Below are 2557 nucleotides of genomic sequence, written 5' to 3' on the forward strand. Positions count from 1 at the left end.
GCCACGTGGCGACGTCGATCACGACACTGCGTCATCGACTGAGCTACCAACTGATCGCTCGTCTCGGGCAGTGCCCATGCTGCGGAAGGGCAAGCGCAAAGCATCTTTTATGACACAGTAAGACTAGCGAAGGTGCCGTTGCGAGGGCACGGCGGGGGCGAGGGTCTGGCGCAACGGGACGCGCATTCTCAGCCCAGCCAGCGCGCATCCGGCCACCGGCCCTGCTCGAAGGTCGCCTTCACGCAGTCCAGCAGCACGCCGACCACGCAGCGCACGGGCGCCGTGGCCTGCCTGCGGCTTGGCGCGGCGAGCACGATGGTGCGCCTGAGGCCCGGGCTGGCGAGCGGGGCCGCGCTGAGCAGGCCGCGCTCCACTTCCTGCGTCACAGCCACCGCGGGCAGGATGGTCCAGCCGTGTCCCCGCGCGACCAGTTCCTTCTGCACGCTCAGCGCATTGGTCTCGGCAAAGACCTGCAGCGTCAGTTCGGCCTCGGCCGCGGCGTGTTCTATGGCCGCGCGCAAGCCCTGCGGCGCGGCGGGCAGCACGAAGGGTTCGCGCGCCACGCGCGCCAGGGGGAGAGGGCGCTTGCGCGAGAGCCTGGCCGACGGCGCGGCCACCACCCACAGGCTTTCCTCCAGCAGCGCCTTCACGTGCAACGCGGGCGTTTCCTTCTGGCCGTAGAGCAGGGCGGCATCCACGTCGCCGGCCTCGAGCCAGTCCTGCAGGTGCCCGGCGTAGCCGATGGTCAGCCGCAGGCGGATATGCGGGTAGCGCCGCGCGACCTCGGTGGCCAGCAGCGTGGCCAGCAGGTCCGAGGTGCTGGCCAGCAGGCCGATGCCCACGATGCCGGCCACCGGCCCTTCGGTGGGCTGGATCTCGGCCTTGGCGCGCGCCACCTCGCCCAGGATGCGGCGCGCGTATTCCAGCATGGTCTTGCCCGCGGGCGTGAGCTGCATGCCGTGGCGGCCGCGGTCGAACAGCTCTGTGCCCAGGTCTTCCTCGAGCATGCGCAACTGGCGCGACACCGCGGGCTGCACCAGGTTGAGCAGGGCCGAGGCGCGGGTGACGTTGCCGGTCTCGGCCACGGTGACGAAGGCGCGCAGTTGCTTGAGGTCCATGGAAAGCTCCGATGCCGAAAACTGATGCTTCCATCAGGAAATTCTATTTTTTCCAGAATCCATCAGATATTACTATTGACTCACGAACCGACCCCCGGAGACTCCCCCCATGAGCGCCCTTTCCGCCCCCGACCAGTACCAGGAAATCCGCGACGCGGTGCGCGGCCTGTGCGGCCAGTTCCCGGCCGAATACCACCGCAGGATCGACGAGGCGCGCGGCTACCCCGAGGAATTCGTCAACGCCCTTACCAAGGCCGGCTGGCTGGCCGCGCTGATCCCGCAGGAGTACGGCGGCCCGGGTCTGTCGATGGCCGAGGCCTCGGTCATCATGGAAGAGATCAACCGCAGCGGCGGTAACTCCGGCGCCTGCCACGGCCAGATGTACGTGATGAACACCATCGTCTTCAGCGGCACCGAGGCGCAGAAGCAGAAGTACCTGCCCCGCATCGCCGCCGGCGAACTGCGCGTGCAGTCCATGGGCGTGACCGAGCCCACCACCGGCAGCGACACCACCAAGCTCAAGACCACGGCCGTGAGGAAGGACGGCCGCTGGGTCGTCAACGGCCAGAAGGTCTGGATCAGCCGCGTACAGCACAGCGACCTGCTGATCCTGCTGGCGCGCACCACGCCGCTGGAGCACGTGCAGAAGAAGAGCGACGGGCTGTCGTGCTTCATCGTCGAGCTGGACAAGGCCATTGGCCACGGCCTGACCGTGCGACCCATCCTGAACATGGTCAACCACGAGACCAACGAGCTGTTCTTCGACAACCTGGAACTGCCCGAGGACGCGCTGCTGGGCACCGAGGGCAAGGGCCTGAAGGTGATCTTCGACGGGTTGAACGCCGAGCGCACGCTGATCGCCTCCGAGTGCATCGGCGACGGCTACTGGTTCCTGGAGAAGGCGCGCGACTACGCCAGCGAGCGCAAGGTGTTCGGCCGTCCCATTGGCCAGAACCAGGGCATCCAGTTCCCGCTGGCCGAGTGCTTCATCGAGCTGGAGGCGGCCAACCTGATGCGCTGGAAGGCCTGCCAGAAGATCGACGCGCGCCAGAACGCGGGCGTGGAAGCCAACATGGCCAAGTACCTCGCCGCCAAGGCGAGCTGGGAAGCCGCCAACGCCTGCCTGCAAACGCACGGCGGCTTCGGCTTCGCCTGCGAATACGACGTGGAGCGCAAGTTCCGCGAGACGCGCCTGTACCAGGTCGCGCCGATCTCCACCAACATGATCCTGGGGCACGTCGCGGAGCACGTGCTCCAGTTACCCCGGTCGTACTGATCTTTTGAAGGACTCTTCAGCATGAAAATTCTCGTCCCCGTGAAGCGGGTGGTGGACTACAACGTGAAAGTCCGAGTGAAATCGGACGGCACGGGCGTGGACATCGCCAACGTGAAGATGAGCATGAACCCCTTCGACGAAATCGCCATTGAAGAGGCGGTGC

The 2557-nt window shown here is 66.6% G+C and carries 2 protein-coding genes and 1 pseudogene; 2 read left to right on the plus strand and 1 reads right to left on the minus strand.

All coding sequences use genetic code 11. From position 1 onward, the window contains the following. Nucleotides 1-188 precede the first annotated feature (188 nt). The gene (locus JHD63_RS22270) at nucleotides 189-1118 is read right to left on the minus strand and encodes a LysR family transcriptional regulator (protein ID WP_198972964.1); all 930 of its coding nucleotides are present in this window, start codon (nucleotides 1116-1118) and stop codon (nucleotides 189-191) included. Between the two features lie 109 nt (nucleotides 1119-1227). Here JHD63_RS22270 and JHD63_RS22275 point away from each other — a divergent pair, with 109 nt between their 5' ends. Then, on the plus strand, nucleotides 1228-2394 hold the full coding sequence (locus JHD63_RS22275) for an acyl-CoA dehydrogenase family protein (protein WP_198972965.1): 1167 nt from the start codon (nucleotides 1228-1230) through the stop codon (nucleotides 2392-2394). Between the two features lie 21 nt (nucleotides 2395-2415). Beyond that, nucleotides 2416-2557 (plus strand): annotated as a pseudogene (locus tag JHD63_RS22280) (electron transfer flavoprotein subunit beta/FixA family protein); the annotation flags it as partial.

Source organism: Xylophilus sp. ASV27, assembly GCF_016428875.1.
GTDB lineage: Bacteria > Pseudomonadota > Gammaproteobacteria > Burkholderiales > Burkholderiaceae_C > Xylophilus.

Excerpts from the sequence above, each read along its gene's own strand:
- JHD63_RS22275 (WP_198972965.1), top strand. The coding sequence starts at position 1,228 with ATGAGCGCCCTTTCCGCCCCCGACCAGTACCAGGAAATCCGCGACGCG.
- JHD63_RS22270 (WP_198972964.1), bottom strand. The coding sequence starts at position 1,118 with ATGGACCTCAAGCAACTGCGCGCCTTCGTCACCGTGGCCGAGACCGGC.